We start from the raw sequence: 15,378 nt of genomic DNA on the forward strand, positions 1-15,378 counted from the left end.
CCTATTAAAATTAGAACGTACCGCGAATACCTAAACGGAATTGACGACCTGTTCTAAATGTAGAAGCCGTTCTACTCCTTGGTATGCTGCTGTCTTCAATTACATTACCTTCGTCCAACACCACGGTTTGATCGTTGGGATTGGTCAAATCAGTAGTATTTGAACTCGCTAAAAATATTCGACGTAAATCGTCGGTGATGTTTAGCGCCTGGAACGTAAGTGTGAGGTTTTCAGTAATTTTGAAGTTAGAACTGAAATCTAACCGGCGCGTAGCATCCTGCCATGTAGCGCTTCCCTGCCCGCCTTGACTGACTAGCTGCACATCATTAAAGCGGTGTGCAAGGCGCAAGCTAATTCCATCCCTCTCCCAAAATATCGTCGAGTTGGCTGAATATTTAGGCGTATAAGGTTGAGGAAGAGGTTTAAACAACAAACCCGTAGTACCAATTTCTTGGACATCTCGTTTGGAATCCTGATAGGTAAAATTGATACTTGCACCAAGGCCTGACCAAATACCTGGTAAGAAATCATAGTTTTGCGTATAGCCCAACTCTATGCCTCTAATATCAGCGCCTTTACTATTTATTACCGTTGATACATTGACGACATCACACTCAATCTTCCATTCATCGAAAAAGCCTGCCGTATATCTGCGTGGCATACATTTGTCAGGACCACCTGGCTTTCTGTTAGAGTCAAATGGCAATAGTAAATCTGCACTTTCAAGTTCATACTCCGTTCGAACATCGCGATAGTGGAATGGTATAACCACTTGCTCTTCAAAATCCTTCATGTCTTTGTAAAACAACGCTGCAGACAACATACCAGACTGGTTAAAATACCATTCGTACGATATGTCAAAGTTGGTTGAAGTTAACGGTTTAAGCTGCGTGTTACCGCTGGAGCCATATGAAGTGCCCCATTGATTTTCAGTGATCTGAGTACGGGGGTTTAACGAATCAAAACGCGGTCGTGTCATTGTTCGACTAACAGCGAACCGACCAATCATCTCATCGTTAATGGCGTAATTTAAGTTAAGGCTTGGAAGAAATACGTCGTTAGAACCTTTGTTGGTCACATACGCAGTGCGATGTTGAACTTCATCACCGCTCCCTTGAGGGCCTGTGAACGTGGTGGTTCTATCCAAGAATGGCCAAATATGCCCTACAATACCAAAACGCGCCCACAAATCTGCATTAACGTCTACTAAATTACCTTCTTGATCGAAGATTTGATCAGGTAGCGCATTAATTTGTGTGATGTTGCCATTTTCATCAGTAAAAACAAGTCTATTCACATCGGGACTGATCTTACCATCAGCGCCAGGAATCAAGAAAGAATCGGTTTCGTTATCCCAAGGAATGGTACTATCAACTTGGCGATTATAGGCATGGGTAACTTGCCATGCCCAGCAATTTGATAGTTCCGAAGCGTTTTGAGGCGTATATCGCACATCAGGAGTACCACTTGGCGAATTGCCCATGATCGCATCTGGACACGCATCTAAATTCATATTGGCCAAGCCTCGCTCAACCAATAGGTTATACGGATCAACCACTTGAGGCGCCCGAATAAAGTTTATTCCTCCAACACCTGTAGCAGTGGTATCGTCTTTAACATAACGTACGCCAATATTACCAGTTAGACGCCCATTGAAACCTTCGAAGTTTGCTTTGAAATAGGCAGCAATGGTGTCCGTCTCTATTTGCCGTGTTCCTAAATTATTTTCCCGTAAACCAATTTCACTTGCATCTTTACCCGCCAGCAATTCAATCGCTTTTTCAGCATCCAACATAGGCCAACCGCCAAAAAAAGCAGCCGAACGATCAGATTGAATTTTCTCGCCAAAGTTATCGTAAGGAAATGGCTCTCCTGAAAGCATATCAGCGAGCCTTATCGATGCCATTCCTCTTATTTCAAAATCGGCGTTAGGGTCGTCTAAGGCAATTAAATCCTCTCCATTCGTTGTGATTCGGTTTTGAATGTTGACATTTCTTGTTCTACTTGCCCATTTACCACCAAATTCTACCGATGTGAGATAGTCAGTATCTAATTGGTATTCGAAGTTTACGAAAACTGACTTGTTTTCATCCTCGGCTTTATTCTTGCGTAACGTCAGCGAGCCTAAGTGATTATGCTGCAGATCGAATGGATTAAACCGACTAGTAACGAAATTTGCAGATCCGTCTAATCCATCAAATACTGCGGGGGTAACGCCGGTAAAGTAGCTACATTGTGAAGGATCATCCCCTGAACAATCATAACCAACGGGCTCCCAAATCTCATCAGGCATGCCCATTACCACGTCACGTCCAGCCGTTCCCCATGTTTGTGTAGCAATCCGAACATAACGACCATCGTCATCATCGTCAGGCGTTTCATCAGTGGTTTTTGAATAACCTAAGGTTAAATCCATAGAAAGGTTATCAGTGATTATGTAATCAACTTTCAATGAAACAACGTCAGTATCAATTTCACGTTGACCGGTTGTACGAATAAAGTTACCCGCGGTAGATTTAGTACGAGAGACCTCTAGCGTATTAGTGTCAATATCTACCCCAAGGTAATCAGCAGGATGACTAATGGCGGATAGTGGCGCCATGTTCAGCCGTAGTTGATGGTTATCAGTCGTTACCTTTTGTGAGGTGTGTGTAACATCTAGCTGAATATCTAAATCTGCGGTTGGTGCATATTGAATTCCAGTTGAGATAGAGAATCGCTCTCGGTCACTTGTATTTAGGCTAAAGTCAGTAAAATTACGCGCTAGTACAAACAAATCCCCTTCATGAAGGGTTTGATTTTGTGGGTCATAATTCACTAATGACTCGATTGGATTTAATAGCGGATTGCCGTCTTGACCTAAGATAAGCGAGCCGTCACCATTACGCTGATAGCCTAAAACACGAATTGGGTTACCTGTATCAAGATCGTAGGCGGTACGGCCATTTGCATTTTCAAAATCGTCTATTGGGATAGCTGACACCCAATCTGTATTAATACGGTCAGTACGAGTTTTCTGTTTGTCTTTGGTCGCGGTAACGACAATACCCAACGTATCATCTAAAAACTTGTCTGAAAAACTAACATTCAGTCTATAATCGTTTTCGCTGGAGAAATCATTATACCGTCCTTCGGCAGTAAAAGAGCGCCGTGGTTTGTTCAACTGCAGCGGCTTTACAGTATTAAGTATCACAGTACCACCCAATGAACCTTCATCTTGGTCTGCCGATGCCGTTTTAACCACATCGATAGATGAAAGAATGTCAGAAGAGAAAGTACTTAAATCGACAGAGTTATCGTTCGTGGCTGTGGCACTGCTACCACCTGAACTTAATCCCCCTGTTAATACCACGCCATTCATAGAGATTTGGTTCAAAGAAGGCCCAGCCCCACGAATAGAAATACGTGAGCCCTCGCCAGCTTCCTCTTGAACAGTAACCCCTGTCACACGAGAAAGCGCGTCAGCTATATTCTGGTCTGTGGATTTACCTACATCCTCAGCATGAATGGAATCGGTAACACCTTCAGAAAATCGCTTTGCATTTATCGATTTTTGTAGACTTCTTTTAAAGCCTTGCACTTCGATAATCTCAATCTCGTCTTCCTTTTTACGTACATCATGAGTAGATTTTTCAGTTTCGTTCACGCGCCTTTCAATTTGTTCTTCTATGTCTTCCTGGGCATTTGCTGTCACTCCACCTAATGACATCAATACACCGAAAGAGACTGCGGTGAGTTTAAACTTTCGTTTCATGTGCTTTCTCCACTTTTATATTAGTATTTATGCTCAAGCCATTTGCGCATAAACATCTATTGTGCGTTCCTATGCACGTACGAAAATCAATTGCTCTGTACTTCTTCTTAATCAAGCTTCATGAAATGACTTGCTGAACGCGTTTCCCGAATTACTCAATGAGTACTGATACTCGTTTATTGGTATAAAACTCTTGTAAGCTGTATTTCGAACAATCTTTACCCACGCCGCTCTGTTTAAGGCCGCCATGAGGAAGTTGCACAGAATAGTGAGCTTCGTTAATACACACACTGCCGGCCTTGATCCCTTTGGCGGCTTTAAATGCTCTACTTAAATTCGTAGTGTAAACGTATGCTGACAAGCCAAATTCAGTGTCATTAGCTTTAGCAATGATGTCATCAGAGTCAGAGAAAGAAATTATGGAAAGAACGGGGCCAAACACTTCAGTGCGTGCGACTTCCATTTCCTCGTTTACCTTAGTAAGAATGGTCGGCTCTAAATAAAAACCGTCTTTTCTGTCACTAGGGATACCGCCACCTAGCGCAATTTCAGCACCGTTTTTAACTGCATCGTCAATGAGCTTTAATATGCGACCACGTTCTTTTTCACTACTAAGTGGCCCCATAAGACGTTCAGCGTCATCGCCAGTACCTAATTGAATACCCCTAGCGTGAGCAACTGCCTTATCAATAAATTCAGCTACACGGGATTCATGAACAAAACAGCGGTTTGGCGATACGCAGACTTGACCAGAATTTCCGTACTTAAGATTAACAATATCGGTCACGGCTTTATCTAAATCAGCATCGTCATAAACAATAACAGGGGCATTCCCACCTAGTTCAACCGAGAAGTGTTTAACGCTCGTACATGCTGTTTTCATTGCATTCACGCCAGCTCGGGTAGAACCGATCATCGTAAATAACGCTGTGGTATCACTTGTTAATAACGGGTTAGTATTATCGTAATTATTGCTAGTGATAATATTGATAACGCCCGCAGGGAAGCCGACTTGATGAGCAAGTTCCGCACATTTAAGTGTAGCTAGCGGTGTTACCTGTGACGGTTTAATGATACAGCTACAACCCGATGCCAAAGACGGGGCTAATTTGTAACCTAAATTAAGAAGTGGGAAATTCCATGCTAAATACCCCACCACTACGCCCAACGATTGACGCTGGATAAAATGGTGAAAACGCTCGTCAGGGTCAACGATAACTGGCTGCTCAATACGCTTTGCTTCTTCAACGAAAAAACGTAAACAATTAATCAACATGCCGAAGTCGTATTCCGCATTATCACGAGGCTTGCCTGTTTCTTCGATAAGTAATGCGGTAATGTCTTGCGCGTTATCTTCAAGAAGCGCTGCGTATTCCAAAATAAGTTCGGCTCGCTTAGTAAGAGGTGTAGAGGACCACTGTTTAAATCCTTCATTTGCGGCACCTAATGCTTCTACAACTTGAGGCTCTGAAATATCCGGGACTTCGGTAATCACATCCCCCGTAGAAGGATTAAATACCGGGAAAGATTTATCTGCGCCTGTTAATTCGCCATTGATTAGCATCTTAAATGTATGGTTCATTTTGTCTCCGTTTCGCAAAACACGTAAGGCTTCATTGCGTCTAGATTAATTTCTACACCCAGTCCATTTCCTGAAGGCACGTGGGCATTCCCTTTTTCCACAATTACTTTTTGGGAAAATATCTTGTCACGTAAAGGGTTTTCAGTACGGTCGTACTCTAAGTAAAGTGGCTTTTCTTCCGCTCGACCAGGCTCGTGATAAGCGGTTGCTAAGAAGTGGCAAGCACTGGCCAAATTAAATTGTGTACCCCAAACATGGGGGATCATGTTAAGCCCTTGTGAAGAGGCTAATGTTCTGATTTTCAGTGCTTCACTAGGCCCGCCACAGTAAGCTAAATCGGCTTGTACTAATTGCACGCCTCCGGCACTGAGTAATTTTTGAAAACCAAACCGAGTCTGTTCACACTCGCCGGTGGCGATAGGCGTTACACATTTATCGCTAAGCTGTCTGAATTGCGCCGCGTGTTCAGGTGACAAAGGTTCTTCAAACCACGCATAATTACATTCATCTAACACTTGCCCCACTTTGATAGCTTCACTTAAATCAAACGCGTGATTGGAGTCTGCTGCTAAAATTGTGTCTGGGAAGCGCTTACGAAGTGCGCGAATTAAAGCAATATCAAATGCAGGGTTTTTACCCACTTTAATTTTTAAGGCTTTATACCCTTCATCCACATAACCTTGTGCTTCATCAAGCAAATGCGGTAATAATTTCTCTTCAGGCAAGTCGATGTAATACATACCTGTTGCATAACAAGGCACAGTATCGCGACATTTACCGCCCATAAGGGTACTAACGCTTTGCCCAAGAGCTTTACCTTTTAAGTCCCATAGCGCCATATCGATACCGGACATCGCGGCAGTCATGACTCCGGCTCTTGCGAAATCCAGCGACGATCGCCACATAAAATGCCATAGTGCATCAGTGGAAAGGGCTTCATGACCAATAATACGTGGAGCGTAAAACTTCTCTACAGCCGCCTGAATAACGTCTGCAGGGCCATAACACTCACCCCACCCACTAATTCCGTTGTCTGCAATAACTTGAACAACAAGTACATTACGCTGATTGTAAAACCATTGAGAAAACCCAAAAGGCTGTTCGAGATGACACCGAAGATGGTAGGTTTTAATACATTCAATTTTCATTTTAAGACTCAACTTTCACGACAGCCACTAGTGGCAATTCATATATAACCACCAAATAATACCATAAACATATACATATGATGTTTGCATTTCAACTAAAATTAACATTTGTATAACAATTGATTCAAAGTTTTTGAATCAATGTGACACTTCGATTTGGGGTAAACGTCAAGAAATGGAGTTCGAAAATGCTAAAGCTATAATTGTTAAATTTTCTTGAACCCATAAACATCATATGTTTATATTGATCGCAATTGTATACTATCTTGTCAATAATTGATTCGCTTTTTTTATTTGGCAATGAACGTGAAGTGTTTAGAGAATGCGTTCTAAGTCTGGCGGTTACGTTAGTAAAAAGCGTTTATTGGGATGATAGGCTCGAAATGACACCATCAATATGCAAATAAATAGTGTCCCTTGCCAACGCGAAATCTATCGCTTTAGCTAAGCTATTTATTTTAAATAAAATAAATTATCGGTAATGAGGTTTTCCATGCCAGAAAATTTTACTCGCAACAGGACAGAGGTTGATACGTCGAAAAGCCCTAACGTAAAACTAAGACCTATCGCGATGGGCGAATGTAAATGGACAGACGGGTTTTGGGCTGAAAAAACGAAGCTCTGTGAAGAGTCTATGATTCCTTACATGGGAAGTCTACTCACCGGAGAGATTGGCCATGCATTAAATAACTTTAAAATCATTACGGGTGATTTTGATGGGAAATTTGATGGCGAGTATTGGCATGACGCAGATTTCTTTAAATGGATGGAAGCCGCATGCTACATGTATGGGCTAAACAATGATCAGAAACTTTTTCAAGAATTAGATGAGATCATAGCGATCATTGCTAAAGCGCAGGAAAACGACGGTTATCTTCACGCTTATATTCAGATTCATGGCATTGAGCATTTCTCTAATCGAAAATATCACGAAATGTACAACTGTGGTCATCTTTACACCGCAGCATGCATACATTATCGAATGACCGGTAAAACTAACTTTTTAGATATCGCGCTTAAAAACGCAGATTTGCTTGTGTCAACATTCGGCCCTAACCCGCCTGAGTTACGTCGATTTGGTTTTAATCAAACCCAAATTATGGGGCTTGTGGAACTTTATCGCACGGTCGGTAACGAGAGTTACCTCAAACTGGCAGAGCAGTTCATCAACAATCGCGGACAATCTGAAATAGTGCACGACTCGACCACCATTGGCTACCCTATTGGAGATATGGTACAAGAGCGCGTGCCACTTCGCGAAGAAACAGAAGCGGCAGGTCATGCGGTATTGGCACTCTACTATTACGCAGGGGCTGCTGACGTATACGCAGAGACTGGCGAAAAGGCACTTATTGATGCACTTGACCGCCTGTGGGAAAACGTAACAAAGAAGAAAATGTACGTTACAGGCGCAGTAGGTCAAACCCACTACGGTGCATCTCCGCGCAGAGACATGATTGAAGAGGGCTTCATTGACGAGTATATGATGCCTAATCTAACGGCCTACAATGAGACATGTGCCAATATCTGTAACGCTATGTTTAGCCAACGATTGCTAGGTATTCACGGTGAATCTAAGTATGCAGATATTATGGAACTCGTCATGCACAATTCTATGATGTCTGGTATTAGCGTATGTGGTACCAAGTACTACTATGCCAACCCTTTGCGTAAAATCAACGATGCCCGTGATTACGAAAATATGAACACCGAATCACCTGATCGCGAACCTTATCTATTCTGTTTCTGCTGCCCGCCAAACCTCGTTCGAACAGTGGCCAAATCGTCTCTTTGGGCGTACAACCGCTCGGACAACGGGATCTCAGTAAACCTTTATGGGGCAAATACTCTAGAGACTACCTTACTTGATGGCTCAGTATTAAAACTTACTCAAAGTACTGAATACCCATGGGAAGGCTTAGTAAAAATCACTATTGACGCATGCAAAGACGAAGCCTTCGATATCATGCTGCGCATTCCAGAATGGTCTAAAGAAAATTCGTTGAAGATTAACGGTAAAGCGGTTGATACCGAACTTACGCCTGGAAGGTTTACAACGATCACTCGTGAGTGGAAAGCTGGCGATACTATCGAACTAGATATGCCCATGCATGTTAAATTGGTTGAAGGGCACGAGCGCATTGAAGAAGTACGCAACCAAGTCGCCGTGAAACGCGGCCCTATTGTTTACTGCGTTGAGTCTATTGATTTACCAGAATGGGCCAGTATCACCGATGTTTATCTGCCAAGTAAGTCAAAACTAACCGTACAAAAACAGCCAACTTTCTTAGGCGGTGTTTGCACGGTACATGGCGAAATTCTGCTGCGTAAAGACAAAGGCAATGGTATGTATCGCGATGTGTCACAGCCTGCATTTGAAAGTTTTTCTACGCAATTTGTTCCTTACTTTGCTTGGAGTAACCGCGGCGAAGCAGAAATGAGTGTATTTTTGCCCATCATCTGGCAACAATAGCCCTCCCCCAAAAGCCTGCTTCTATTAGATGAAGCAGGCTTTTTTATATCTATCAAATGCCCTCCTTCGCCCCAATAGGTCTTTTAAATATTCGCTTTAATACCTAGTTTTGGGCAGATTTCCTAGTGTAACCATCGTCATTTAACGTCTATTGCTCAAACTTAGCTATCAAACCCCGTGTGTTAGTCTGTATGTGCAACACTTTGACAGATCAGGTTGCAACCCAGGCAAAAAAAAACCGACATCATTTGACGTCGGTTTTCGTTGTTCGAAGTGAATGCTAAGTTAGTTATCTAACGAAAAGGTTTCACCATAGCGTGGCATATTATCACTTCGCCACTCATCGCCTTCTTTGTGAATGTGGAACCATTGAGGCGGTTTATTTGACCATGCCCAGTGACTCGCGTCTTTCACCATGTCTGCAAGAAGTTGTGGGTACTGTTTACTTAAGTCTTTTGTTTCGCCTATGTCTTTCGCAACATTGTATAGCCTCCAGCCTCCTGTGGTGGTAGTGCGCACGGCTTTAAAATCGTCACGACGGACAGAAACATCGTGCGCCCCTTTGCGATGCCGCATAATGAACAAGCTCTCGCCTTTCCGCGCACTCGTGTTATCGATGATATGCGGAATGATGTTTTTGCCATCAAGCACTTTTCCATCAGGAATATCGCTTTTAGCTAGGGCTAGAAACGTAGGGTAATAATCTAAGGATGAAACAGGATAATCGTACTGTCTACCGCCTTTCAGGCCTTTGGGCCAGTGGAAAAACATGGGCACACGGTGTCCTCCCTCTCGCGCACTACCTTTTCCTTCCTTCAATGGTAGATTTATCGCACCCCATTTGCGCTTGCCGCCATTATCGCTAAGAAATACGATAAGCGTATTATCAAACTGGTTCGTCTTTTTAAGTGCATCCACTACTTTACCGACACCGCGATCTACCGCATATACCATTGCTAAATAAGTACGACGTTTTTTATCTTTAATATGGGAAAACAACGCAAGATCTTCTTTTTTTGCTTCTAAAGGCACGTGGGGGGCGTTGTAAGCTAAATACAAAAAGAATGGCTGTTGCTTGTTCTCTCCAGCTCTGGAGATAAAATCTACCGCTTCTCGACTAAATGCATCAGTGAGGTATTCCGTTTCTGTCACTTCTTCAGTGTTTCGCATTAACGGTGTAATGTAATCATTAAAACGTTTAATACCGGCGGCTTTCGCTTTCGCATATTGGGCCTGATATTGCTCAGGGAAATACTTATGGCCTCCACCTAAGAACCCAAAGAACTCATCGAAACCTCGACTAGTCGGTTGATAAGGTTTTTCTTCTCCCAAATGCCATTTACCAATAGCACCAGTATGATAACCAGCCCGTTGAAGCGCTTTACTAATAAAAATTTCATTGGTATCAATGCCAGTAGTTGAACCGTCTACAGGAAGATTAAAATCGGCACCGATTTTATGGGGGTAGCGCCCTGTCATCAAGGCGGTTCGGCTTGGCCCACAAAAAGGGTGAGCAACGTAACCTGAACTAAAGCGAACCCCCTCATTGGCAAGTTTATCTAGATTAGGTGTTTTAACATCATTATTTAAGCCCTGAAAACCAACATCGGCATAGCCGTGATCGTCGGTTAAGATAACCAGAATGTTGGGCCTTTCCACCTCTGTTGCAAAAGCAGGTATCGCCGACAAAAAGCTTAGTACCGCTAAAAGCTTAATGAGCTTTTTTTTCATTTTGAGACTCCTTTAAATAAAATTTGGCGTGGTGTTGTAATTTTGTTAGAGCAGGGTCTTCTGTGCGCTTCAGCTCTGACATAAGCAGCTCAATCATTTTCCTTCGAACATCTAGATAATCTCTATTGTCTATGAGGTTAGTTACCTCACCGGGGTCTTTCTTAAGATCATAAAGTTCGTCTAAGTCTTCACCTGGATTCCATACAAATTTGTATTCAGGAGTGCGAATTGCACGAATACCGAACCATGAGCCGTTGTACCATTCATAAGCATAAAGTGCTTTGTCTACCTGTCCCTCTTCTGCTTTATCACCATCTTTCATTAGGGGAAGTAAGCTATGGCCGTCGAAATCTTTATCCGCCTCTAAGTGCATCATGCCCGTTAAGGTGGGCGTCACGTCAATTAGCGATACTTGGCGGTTAACAATCCGAGGGGCTATGTCAGGATCTCTAATGAGAAGCGGCATGCGCATCAGCTCATCATAGGCATATGGCCCTTTATCATAAAGCGTGTGCTCGCCCAGCATTGAACCTTGATCCCCAAACAGTACAATGTGTAAGTCGTCGTATATGCCTTCATCTTTGGCATATTGAATTAACTCACCAACAATCCGGTCTACCATAGCTATAGCGCCATAATAGTGCGCACGGGCTTTACGCCAATCCATATCGGTCATGTGACCAACATCATGCCACGGCCACCAAATGCCGCCTTGGGACAGGGGCTTGTTGATACGCTTAGAAAGGTAGTTGCTAGGCAATTCAAGTTCTGAGGGATCAAACATACTTGCATAAGGTTCAGGCACTCGATATGCGGGGTGAGGTTGGTTAAAGCTGATCACACCAAAAAATGGCCTATCGTCTTTTGCCATTTGTGAGAGCATTTGCTTACCAGCAATAACCTTTTTATAGGCTTCTGTATCTTCATAAGAGCCAGGAAGGGTATTGTAGTACTCATGTTTTTCGTTATTCGCGTCTAATTTTCCTTCGTAGTATCCCTTAACTTTGGTAACTTTATCAGTGGGGGTGTACACCCGTGAAAAGCGTACTCTTGGCTCGTGCCCCTGCGCTAAGTCTATTTCTGCACCACGAAGCTCAGTGCCTCGCGCGCCAAGATGCCATTTACCTACGTGCCCCACTAAATACCCGGCGTCAGCCGCTTTTTTAATTAGCGTGCCTTCACTTAAATCTAGCTCTGCTAAACGGGTGTGATAAAGCTCAACATTATCATCAAGGCCGGTTTTATGTCCCCATTTACCCGTATAAAATGCAGCACGAGAAGGTGAACATAAACCGGTTGTCGTCATCGCATTATCAAAGCGTGTACTTTCCGCTGCCAACGCATCAATATTCGGCGTATTGACAGGCCCACCTCTATAGGAAAACGAGTCAAAGCGCATATCGTCGAACATTAAGATAAGCACGTTTGCAGGCTTGCCCTCTTTATTTGTCTCAACCCCGTTAGAAGACGATTCCTGAGACAAGTCTGCTCCGATTGTCCCCTGGCTAAAACCAAGCATGAGTATGCTGCTAAGTACCACGCATACCGGTTTTTTAAAAAATGTTGATAGTGGCATTCAACTCACCTTTTAATGCTGTTATCAATTGAAAATGACCTTTTCAATAACCTTGTTATCTCACTCGGAAATTGTGTTTGGTAACACTGCGCCTTCCTGCATTTTTGTTACTTTAAAGGTTCCCAACCTGATTGCTTCACTTACGTGAGACAAAAACAGATGCTCTCACTATTGTTGCGTATATACCAACAATTGGTACTACATATTTAAACATATCATGTTTAAATGTAAAGCTCACTGTAACATTTGTTAACGACAAGTTGATTAAATAGAGAATTTTATAAGATAAGTAACATAGCGTTATTCGTAAACTAGGATACGAACTCCCCGAATGATGAGGAAGAAACTGGGGGTTGTTGACTTAATTCCTTTTTTTGAACTAAGAAATATGCACCGTCAACCTAATGCTATCACGATAAGATTGGGAAGTCGTTGAGGTGGATATGTATACTGCATCACCCAAAACGAACTGGAATAGATATTGACTAGCAAAGTTATCTGACGCGTTCGACTTAAAGTAACATTAAAAAGCCAGCGACTGCGATAACAGTCACTGGTACTAAACTAAGAAAATATTTATTCTTGTCTGAAGTTGTCGCCAAAGGCTTCTTTCAGCCTTCTAATGGCATCATTGAGAAGTTTCGCAGTTAGAGTTTCCGCTCCCTCGCCATCACCACTCGCTATCTTTTCATAAACGTCCCGATGAAATTTAACGGAGTCGCTATTTTTGCGTGGATCTTGGTTAGTGATACGAACACTTACCAGAAGTGCAGAGTAAATCATGCCTTCCATAGAAGTTAAAAATTCATTATGCGCTGCCCGCAGCACCGCGCGGTGAAACAGCGCATCAGCAACGATAAACTTTTCTAAAGAGCCAGACTCCTGTTCCATACGGATAACGGCTTTCTCTATTTCTTTTAGCGCTTCAGGATCTGCTCGCTCTGCCGCCCATCTCGCTGCTTTGGGCTCGAAAGCTAACCTGACATCCATTAGTTGGCTGATAAAATGTTCATTAGGCGGGGCAGTAACATGCCATGCAAGCACATCGTCATCTAATAAAATCCACTCACTACGAGGGCGAACTTTGGTTCCAATACCCCGTCGTACATCCAGTAAACCTTTGCCTACTAGAATTTTAACGGCATCGCGAATAACCACACGGCTAACTTGATAACGTTCGGCTAACGAGTTTTCCTCTTCTAACAAAGTGCCAGGTTCTAAGGAACCCGCGACAATGCGACGGCCAATTTCTTTCGCTACTTGAACAGACAAACTTGGCGTCATTTTGGCGGAGCGTTTCAAGTCGTAATAAACTAACTCATTCATTTAATCGAATCCGATTGCGTTAAACATACGATAGTTTTAATCATACCACCTTTAAGTTAATGACGCTAACTGGCCAAGTTTCAAGGCTAGAGGTTTGTTATGGCCACCTTACACTCACCACTACAACGAAACCCCAAATGGTAACGGGCAGAGTATGTACTCATACAATAGATTAAGAGACTAAAAACACCAAGACTTGTATTAAATGTAGCTGCCGTAATATGCCTACTTTACATTGCCGTTCAGCAATCGTTATTGGGCAATAATATTGTTGTATGTTTTCACAAACGCCTTAGCTTTCTGGCCTACTTCACTCACAGTCATAAACGGCGTGTAGAGCTGTGAGCCTAAGCCAAAGCCTTTTGCTCCCTTATTGAGATACGGAGACATTGAATCGATAGTGGCGTCGATACCTCCTACTGGAAACAGATCAATATTAGATGGCAACACGCTTTTCATCGCGCTCATGCCACTTACGCCTACCATAGAAATTGGGAATAGTTTCAGATTAGTAGCACCTGCGTGTACAGCATTAAAAGCTTCTGTTGGTGTTACAACACCAGGATAGGTTACACACCCCGCATCTACGGCTGTTTTAATGACCTCTATATTACAGTTCGGTGTTACCACAAGGTTTGCGCCGGTTTCCAATACTTGTTCTGCTAAATCCAACCTTGTCACTGTTCCTGCACCTAGCTCAAAGCTCTCAGTCCCAAACTCCTTCACAAGCATGCGTATGCTTTCAATAGCATTAGGACTATTTAAAGGCACTTCTAATTTTGTAAACCCCGCTTCAACTAGTACGCTAGCCACATCCAAAATAGTTTGAGGTGTTACGCCCCTCAAAATAGCAATAAGAGGTATTTCAGAATTGGTATCACGACTCACTTTCAATCTCCTTGATAATTCTTGCTATACCATTGAGAAAACAGGTATTACCTGAAAATGTATGCGTTTTTATGTGTAACGCTTCAGCGGCTAGTGCGTAGCGAGCGCATAAAGACTCTCCGCCGACTAAATAGATATTTTTGTTCATCGAGTTTTGTAATTCGTTGCCAATCAAAATGCCTGACAGATAGTCAGCCACTTCATGATCGGCAAGCACTCCAAACAGCTTTAATGCTCTCGCCGAAAAAATGTCGTTGAGTAACGCACCCTCTGCGGTTCTTTCAACCCCCTTTAAAAACGCACTTCTATCGACAATTTCTTGTGCCGGCATAGGGGGTTTCACTGATGAATAGCGACTTAGCAATGCGTAAAGTTCGCCTGTAAAATAAGTCGAAAAGCGCGAAATAGCACCGCTTTCTATATTGACATGTTTACTGTGCGTACCTGGCAACACAATGTGCAAATTGTTTGATTCGGTTAGCAGTGGCAAACCAAACACTTGCACTTCCTCGCCTCGCATTACATCACAATAAAGCGCTGCAGCACGATAACTCACGCCAGGTAAGATTCTAGCTAGCGCGCCCCATGGAAGTTCGAAACAAACTGCATTATTAGCAATATCTGAAACCGAAGCGGGTGCCGAGACATAAGGCACTTCTTTCCATCCAGAAGCCGAGCCAACCATACCCGCCATTATAACCGGTATATGGCGGTAATTCGCCGTCATCATTTCTAGCTTCTGCTCTAATGCTTCGGCAAATTTACCATCTTTTATTTTAAGAAGCCCTAGTGATGCCTCTATTGTATTTAGCAAAACGCCTTCGCTATCCAAACCAAAAAGACGAAAGTTACTGGTTCCCCAGTCGACGACGAACGTGGCTATGCTATTGTTACTCATGT

9 protein-coding genes are annotated in these 15,378 nt (G+C 43.0%); 1 reads left to right on the top strand and 8 read right to left on the bottom strand.

Annotated elements, in window-relative coordinates; translation table 11 throughout:
- Nucleotides 1-10: 10 nt before the first annotated feature.
- From V5298_RS02280 to V5298_RS02290, 3 genes are all read right to left on the bottom strand, one after another.
- Nucleotides 11-3,754 (bottom strand): TonB-dependent receptor domain-containing protein, encoded by a 3,744-nt coding sequence (locus V5298_RS02280; RefSeq protein WP_332929845.1) that lies wholly within the window; start codon nucleotides 3,752-3,754, stop codon nucleotides 11-13.
- Nucleotides 3,755-3,905: 151 nt separating this feature from the next.
- Complete coding sequence (locus V5298_RS02285) at nucleotides 3,906-5,336, bottom strand: aldehyde dehydrogenase family protein (RefSeq protein WP_332929846.1); 1,431 nt, start codon at nucleotides 5,334-5,336, stop codon at nucleotides 3,906-3,908.
- Nucleotides 5,333-6,484: a mandelate racemase/muconate lactonizing enzyme family protein gene (locus tag V5298_RS02290; RefSeq protein ID WP_332929847.1), complete on the bottom strand. Its 1,152-nt coding sequence runs from the start codon at nucleotides 6,482-6,484 to the stop codon at nucleotides 5,333-5,335. The genes V5298_RS02285 and V5298_RS02290 overlap by 4 nt, the downstream gene beginning before the upstream one ends.
- 493 nt (nucleotides 6,485-6,977) lie before the next feature.
- On the opposite strand from V5298_RS02290, the gene V5298_RS02295 reads away from it, so the two are divergent.
- Nucleotides 6,978-8,957: a glycoside hydrolase family 127 protein gene (locus V5298_RS02295; RefSeq protein WP_332929848.1), complete on the top strand. Its 1,980-nt coding sequence runs from the start codon at nucleotides 6,978-6,980 to the stop codon at nucleotides 8,955-8,957.
- 285 nt (nucleotides 8,958-9,242) lie between these two features.
- Here V5298_RS02295 and V5298_RS02300 read toward each other — a convergent pair whose 3' ends face one another.
- The 5 genes from V5298_RS02300 to V5298_RS02320 form a co-directional block, all read right to left on the bottom strand.
- Nucleotides 9,243-10,688 (bottom strand): sulfatase-like hydrolase/transferase, encoded by a 1,446-nt coding sequence (locus V5298_RS02300; protein WP_332929849.1) that lies wholly within the window; start codon nucleotides 10,686-10,688, stop codon nucleotides 9,243-9,245.
- Complete coding sequence (locus V5298_RS02305; protein WP_332929850.1) at nucleotides 10,669-12,264, bottom strand: sulfatase family protein; 1,596 nt, start codon at nucleotides 12,262-12,264, stop codon at nucleotides 10,669-10,671. Before V5298_RS02305 ends, V5298_RS02300 begins: the two co-directional genes overlap by 20 nt.
- Before the next feature lie 576 nt (nucleotides 12,265-12,840).
- The gene (locus V5298_RS02310; RefSeq protein WP_332929851.1) at nucleotides 12,841-13,590 is read right to left on the bottom strand and encodes a FadR/GntR family transcriptional regulator; all 750 of its coding nucleotides are present in this window, start codon (nucleotides 13,588-13,590) and stop codon (nucleotides 12,841-12,843) included.
- Nucleotides 13,591-13,842: 252 nt separating this feature from the next.
- Complete coding sequence (locus V5298_RS02315) at nucleotides 13,843-14,478, bottom strand: 2-dehydro-3-deoxy-6-phosphogalactonate aldolase (protein WP_332929852.1); 636 nt, start codon at nucleotides 14,476-14,478, stop codon at nucleotides 13,843-13,845.
- Nucleotides 14,468-15,376 carry a 2-dehydro-3-deoxygalactonokinase gene (locus tag V5298_RS02320; RefSeq protein ID WP_332929853.1) on the bottom strand — a complete coding sequence of 303 codons (909 nt, stop codon included), beginning with the start codon at nucleotides 15,374-15,376 and terminating at the stop codon, nucleotides 14,468-14,470. Before V5298_RS02320 ends, V5298_RS02315 begins: the two co-directional genes overlap by 11 nt.
- Between the last annotated feature and the right edge of the window lie 2 nt (nucleotides 15,377-15,378).

This window comes from Alteromonas sp. 14N.309.X.WAT.G.H12 (genome assembly GCF_036697315.1).
Classification (GTDB): domain Bacteria; phylum Pseudomonadota; class Gammaproteobacteria; order Enterobacterales; family Alteromonadaceae; genus Alteromonas.